The organism is Pedobacter jamesrossensis, from assembly GCF_042650905.1.
Classification (GTDB): domain Bacteria; phylum Bacteroidota; class Bacteroidia; order Sphingobacteriales; family Sphingobacteriaceae; genus Pedobacter; species Pedobacter jamesrossensis.
This window is the reverse complement of record NZ_JBHSBY010000135.1, coordinates 58,316-64,533: the sequence shown is the minus strand read 5'-3', so window position 1 is coordinate 64,533 and position 6,218 is coordinate 58,316. Positions and strand designations below refer to the sequence as shown.

Genomic DNA, 6,218 nt, shown 5'->3' with positions numbered 1-6,218 from the left:
CAAATCAAAGGAATAAGGATAAGTTCAGAGCCAGAGTGAAACCTAAAGTAACTAAAAATCAAAAAGATGCAATATAAAAATCCTTAACTTAATGACATTGGGCGCTAGCCCTACAATTTCCAGCCCGTTAGCTGCCAGTTTTTTTACGCTCTGGTTTACACTGATTATGCTCCTGTCAGTTTCCTGCCGGATCATGGACTGCCTGGCTTGGATACTTATATCCTTAAGCTGACTGGCCACTGGTTGAAGTCGTATCGTGCCCAATGCCCGCTGAACAGTGTATACAGTATCAGGCCTGTAGCCGAGTGCGGTAATAATAAGTTGATCCAATCCAGGTAGATTCGCATTGAAGTAACCTGCAGTGTGGGTTAAAATCGTTTTGCTGAGCTGACTTTTTGTATACAAACGAATAACTGAACCGGGTAATCCTTGTCCTTTTTCATCAGTGACTTTACCATTCACCTGAGCTAAGGCATTCAACCCACTGAAACAAATAAAAATAAGCAGTAATATTTTCATAGCTCAAAAGTGAAGCTATATCCTGCCCCCATCGCTTCAGAACATGATTTGAGCCTACTAATTCACCATATAATCCTTGGGGCTTCTTCCAGTCACCTTTTTAAAGGCCCGGTTGAAAGTGGATTTGGAGTTAAAACCAGCATCGTAAGCAACTGCCAGAAGATTAAAATTCTGGTAAGGGGGAGTTTTCAACAGGCGGATCGCTTCTTTTACCCTGAACTCATTCACATAATCATTAAAGTTTTTTCCATAAACGCCGTTAATCACTTTGCTTAGTAAAGAAGCATTGGTGCCGATCTTTTTGGCGAGATCAGTCAGGGTCAGTTCAGGTTCGAGGTAAATTTTCTGAGCAGCCATCAGCTCATCGACTTTTACCTTCCATCCTTCCATCCAGGACTGATCCTCAGGGGGAAGTACAATCTTTCCGGCCACGGGCTTCAAAGGTTGGATGTAAGAGTTGAGCAGACGAGGTTCGAAATTGAGTTTAATGATAGGGTTCGCGCTGTAGGCGCTTATGGACATATAATAGGTGACCACTGCAAAAGCGAAGAAGTAATACCACGCGCGGACATAGAAGAGTTCGATGAAAGCTGATAAGATGTGTTCTGAAAGGAGCAATATGGTTAATAGTGCGAAGGCATATAGAAAGTTGCGCAACCATTTGAAGCTGGCGGCATCTGCAAATGAAAACTCAAAGTCAGAAGATATAATATACTGGCGGTGATAACGTATAGCCAGGACCAGGTATATCAAAATACTTAATCCCCATGTCCAGCCGTACCAGGCGTCAAAGTCCGGGTCGGTTTTGCCGTTCATCAGGTAGTAGTTTCCAATAAGCAACTTATCTGTGATTACCACTAGTAAACACCAGAGCAGATATAAGAAGCCAGGGGGGAAATGCAGCCAGTCTTTACTCGTTAATCTGTAATGGGCATTGGTCAGGCTCTTTAAATAAAAATACAGCAATGGGCCAAAAAACAGCGCATGAATAAAGGGGGTGTAAAAAAGAAATTCCCTATATGGCTGGGTATCGTACCAGCCGGCAAACCCGGACATCCAGGGAAAGATAAATAATGCCGACAAGAAACAAAAAGTTCCCAGCAACCGGTCCGCAAGTCGTTCCTGCGTTATGCCTCGCTTCAAAAAAAGGATAAGCTTATTGATCATCAGACCGATGAAAAGGAACTGAACATCAAATTCTATTCAGATGTAGTGCATGCTGAAAAACCAGTGATTAAAGTATTCCCTCGGGCAAAAAATTTGAGAACCACATCCGGTTTTCCAGCGCGGAAGAGGTTAGTGGAAAAACCAATCTAACCGCCCCCTCTTAGCCAAAACATTAGATAAAGATTAGCAATAATTTACATCAAATTTATTTCTGGTGGAACGGGGTCAACCTATTTTTGTTTATCCAGATTGTTATCAAAAGTGAATTTAAATCATTATTTTCAAGAATTTTGGCGCAGCCCATGAGTATAGCTATCTTTAAAATCTAAAACACCTAGAATGAAAGATACCACTATTGCGGAATACATCAATAGACTTTTTCCGCAGTTTGAACCTGCGCTTAAGACCATACTTATCGAGAATGCCATGCTCAGGAATTTTAATGCGGGAGATATGCTGATGCAGACCGGGCAGAATATGCGCTCTACAGTACTTATAGTAGAAGGCATGGTAAAGCTTTACAGAGAAGGGGAAGATGGACAAGAATTTTTTATGTACTACCTTCAGCCAGGTGATGCCTGTGCACTTTCAATGATATGCGCAACCAAGCAGGAAACCAGCCAGGTGATGGCAAAGTCAATCGAACAGACCAAAGTGCTGATGATTCCCATTGCCCTGATGGATACACTTATGCGGGATTTCAGAACATGGTATTACTTTGTTATCGAGACTTACAGAATGCGTTTTGAGGAACTCCTTTTTGTTATTGATAACATCGCCTTTAAAGCTATGGATGAGCGCCTCGCCTTTTACCTTAAAAAACAATCGGCCGATCTGAACACAAAAGAGCTGCAACTTACCCATAGTGGGATTGCATCCGACCTGAATACCTCAAGAGAGGTCGTATCAAGACTGCTCAAAAAAATGGAACAGGCTGGAGCAATCGCTATGCACCGGAATTACATTGAATATCTTTTATAAAAAAGAAGCAAAAATATTTAGCACAAAAATATTTAAAAAAAATACGTAGTGTGACAAAAGTCACCTACATCCGATGTCGAGAATCCGATTTTTGTTGAAAAAATAACAAAAATGGAAATCCTTGCCTACCTTGCCTCTGCCCTGATCGGCATTTCTCTCGGACTGATCGGTGGTGGCGGTTCTATACTGACCATGCCCGTGCTGGTTTATCTCTTTGGAGTCAGCCCACTGCTGGCTACCTCCTACTCACTTTTTATTGTTGGCTCGACCAGCCTTATTGGTACTTTCGGAAATTTCAAACGTGGCCTGGTCAACATCAAAACGGCGCTGCTATTCGGAAGCGCGTCCATCTCCACCGTTTTTTTCACCAGAAAGCTTATCATACCCAACATACCGAAAAGCATATTTAAAATCGGAAGCTTTGAACTCACTGAAAATATGCTCATGATGGTACTATTTGCCGTCCTTATGGTTGCAGCTGCGTTAGCGATGATCAGGGGTGGAAAAGATGAAACTTCAGCTGAAAGGGAAAGACCAAAACTAAAAGTCGAAAAACTATTGCTTTATGGGATTTCAATTGGCCTGGCAACAGGATTTTTAGGCGCAGGAGGAGGTTTTCTGCTCATTCCGACGCTGGTTATACTCGTTGGTCTTCCAATGAAGGAGGCGGTGGGGACTTCCCCATTTATTATTGCGCTGAATTCGCTTATCGGATTTACCGGAGACCTTGGACATTTCCATATAGACTGGATTTTTCTGGCCAAGATTACCACCGTAGCTATTGCAGGCATCCTTGCAGGCGGAATGATGAGCAAGAAAATAGACGGGGGAAAGCTAAAGAGAGGCTTCGGGTGGTTTGTGCTGGTCATGGGCTGCTACATTATCCTAAAAGAAGTGGTTCTAAAGTAAAATCTATAAAATAATAATAAGCGATGTGACCAAAGTCACCAAAGCGGAGAAAACAAAACTCTAATTTTGAAATATTAATCTTACAATCATGATTATAGAACAGATTTATACCGGCTGTCTGGCACAGGGTGCCTATTACATCGAAAGCAACGGAGAGGCCGCCATTATTGATCCACTTCGCCAGTCTAGGCCTTATCTGGATCGTGCGGCAAAAAGCAACGCAAAAATTAAATATGTGTTAGAAACACATTTCCATGCCGATTTTGTATCCGGATACATTGATCTGGCTAATGAAAGCGGCGCAAAAATCATATATGGGCCTAATGCAAAACCCGACTTCGATTTTTATGGGGCACAGGACGAAGAAATTTTAGCGCTTGGTGAGGCAAAGATTAAAGTGCTACATACTCCGGGACATACCATGGAAAGCACCTGTTTTCTGCTAATCGATGAGCATGGAAAAGATATTGCCCTGTTCTCCGGCGATACACTGTTTATAGGTGATGTGGGAAGGCCCGACTTGGCACAAAAGCTGGTGAGCGAACTGACGAGCGAAATCCTTGCGGGTTATCTTTATGATTCTTTACGCAACAAAATCATTCCTCTGAGCGATGATATTATGGTTTATCCGGCGCATGGTGCGGGTAGCGCATGCGGAAAAAACATGAGTAAAGAGACCAGTGATCTTTTGGGAAATCAAAAGAAAACCAATTATGCACTTAGGACAGACATGTCTAAAGAGGAATTCATAAAAGAGCTTACTGATGGCCTTTTACCGCCTCCTGCCTATTTTCCGCAAAACGTCATGATGAACATCCATGGCTATGATGCTTTTGATAAAGTTATGCAAAGAGGCATGCAAGCCCTTAACCCTGATGCTTTTGAGCAGGTTGCAAATGAAACAGGAGCTGTAATTCTTGATACAAGGGCGCCACAGGATTTTGTAAAAGACTTTATCCCGAACTCAGTAAATATTGGTATCGACGGGAATTTTGCCCCATGGGTAGGCACCTTAATCCCAGATATTAAGCAACCAATTTTATTGGTAACGGACGATGGTAGAAACGAGGAAGTGCTCACCCGTTTATCAAGAGTAGGATTTGATGGCGCAGTAGGTTACCTGGATGGCGGCATCGGCGTCTGGAAAAAAGCTGGTAAGGAAACTGGCCAGATAAATTCTGTTTCAGCTGCTCAGCTCGCCGAAATCAGTAAAACAGCAGAGGTAAATATTCTTGACGTTAGAAAGGCAAATGAATACTTGAGCGAACACATGGAGGGAGCGGTAAACCTTCCACTGGATTACATCAACGAAAATTTCGGCAGCCTTGATAAACAAAAGACTTACTTCGTCCACTGCGCAGGTGGTTACCGATCTGTTATTTTTAATTCCATTATGCGCTCACGAGGATATCACCACCTTATTGATGTGGCAGGTGGCTTTAAGGCGATACAGGAAAACGGATATATGAAGACTACAGCATTTGTATGTCCAAGTACCTTAAGATAAAAAGGATATGAAAAATGAGAAAAAAATGCACTGGAAAAAGGTTTACCTCGAAAAAAGTGCTGACCAGGTCAGCTGGACGCAAGACTACCCCACCGGGTCAATGGAGATGATCAAGAGCTTCAATCTGGACAAATCAGCTCCGATAATCGATATCGGCGGAGGAGACAGCCTGCTTGTGGATTTCCTACTTCAGGAAGGTTATAGCGATATCACCGTGGTGGATATATCAGCCCGTGCACTGGAAAAGGCAAAGACCAGGCTTGGAGAACGTTCCGCCAAGATAAAATGGATTGAAGGAGATATCAGGGATTTTGTACCGCAAAGAAATTATGCCCTCTGGCATGACCGGGCCACTTTTCATTTCCTTAGGTCATCAGAGGAAATTTTTAGCAACGTCCAAATGGCAGGGCAGTTTACCAGCAAATACCTGGTGATGGCTACCTTTTCGCTGACCGGACCAGAAAAATGCAGTGGGCTGCTAGTATCCAGATACAGTAAAAACACGCTGTGCGAGCTATTCAAAGACGGATTTAAAAACATTGAATGCAGGGCACAGCAGCACATTACCCCAATGCAGAGGTCGCAGGATTTTCTGTTCTGCTGCTTTAAAAAAATAAATTTCAATCAGATTCAATAAACAATGAATAAATTATTTCAGATGATCAGCAGTTTCTTTTCAACGGGGGCCTACGACCTTGATGGCTACCACTTCAAAAACGAGTTAAAAAAAAGCGGGACCGGAATCCTTTTAGATGTAAGGACAGGATCAGAGTATGCTACAGGCAAGCTACCCTCAGCAGTACATATTGATTACCTTGGTTCTAGCTTTGCTACAGAACTTGCAAAGCTGAATAAGGGCAAGCGGTATTTCGTATACTGCAGAAGCGGAAACCGATCCTCCTCAGCAGTATTGGAGATGAGAAAACTTGGGTTTGAGGCATTCAGCCTGGCCGGAGGGATCAGCGCATGGCCAAAATAAAAAATATAAAAGAAATATTAACCTATAACCCGAAGTGGCGCTGGTTTCTTTTGCATAAACATTTCGCTCAAATGATTCGACAATTAACCGGCTCAAACTCCAATATGCATAATCTTTTGGCAACAACTATACTTACGAACTTTAACATTTCATTTA

Annotated in this window: 7 protein-coding genes; 5 read left to right on the top strand and 2 right to left on the bottom strand. The window is 42.6% G+C overall.

The annotated features are described in order from the left end of the window. Positions 1-51: 51 nt before the first annotated feature. Together ACFOUY_RS15990 and ACFOUY_RS15985 are read right to left on the bottom strand one after the other, a co-directional pair. A complete protein-coding gene (locus ACFOUY_RS15990; protein ID WP_378962086.1) occupies positions 52-519 on the bottom strand; it encodes a carboxypeptidase-like regulatory domain-containing protein in 468 nt (155 codons plus the stop codon). 57 nt (positions 520-576) lie between these two features. Continuing rightward, a complete protein-coding gene (locus tag ACFOUY_RS15985; RefSeq protein ID WP_378962084.1) occupies positions 577-1,686 on the bottom strand; it encodes a helix-turn-helix domain-containing protein in 1,110 nt (369 codons plus the stop codon). 339 nt (positions 1,687-2,025) lie between these two features. Here ACFOUY_RS15985 and ACFOUY_RS15980 point away from each other — a divergent pair, with 339 nt between their 5' ends. The 5 genes from ACFOUY_RS15980 (at position 2,026) to ACFOUY_RS15960 (ending at position 6,062) form a co-directional block, all read left to right on the top strand. Beyond that, positions 2,026-2,667: a Crp/Fnr family transcriptional regulator gene (locus ACFOUY_RS15980; RefSeq protein ID WP_378962083.1), complete on the top strand. Its 642-nt coding sequence runs from the start codon at positions 2,026-2,028 to the stop codon at positions 2,665-2,667. Positions 2,668-2,778: 111 nt separating this feature from the next. After that, on the top strand, positions 2,779-3,576 hold the full coding sequence (locus ACFOUY_RS15975; protein ID WP_378962081.1) for a sulfite exporter TauE/SafE family protein: 798 nt from the start codon (positions 2,779-2,781) through the stop codon (positions 3,574-3,576). 88 nt (positions 3,577-3,664) lie between these two features. After that, positions 3,665-5,083, top strand: coding sequence for an MBL fold metallo-hydrolase (locus tag ACFOUY_RS15970; protein WP_378962080.1), 1,419 nt, complete (start codon positions 3,665-3,667; stop codon positions 5,081-5,083). 7 nt (positions 5,084-5,090) lie between these two features. Next, positions 5,091-5,720, top strand: coding sequence for a class I SAM-dependent methyltransferase (locus ACFOUY_RS15965; protein WP_378962077.1), 630 nt, complete (start codon positions 5,091-5,093; stop codon positions 5,718-5,720). A 3-nt stretch (positions 5,721-5,723) separates the two neighbouring features. Then, positions 5,724-6,062: a rhodanese-like domain-containing protein gene (locus ACFOUY_RS15960; RefSeq protein ID WP_378962076.1), complete on the top strand. Its 339-nt coding sequence runs from the start codon at positions 5,724-5,726 to the stop codon at positions 6,060-6,062. The last annotated feature ends 156 nt before the right edge of the window (positions 6,063-6,218 follow it).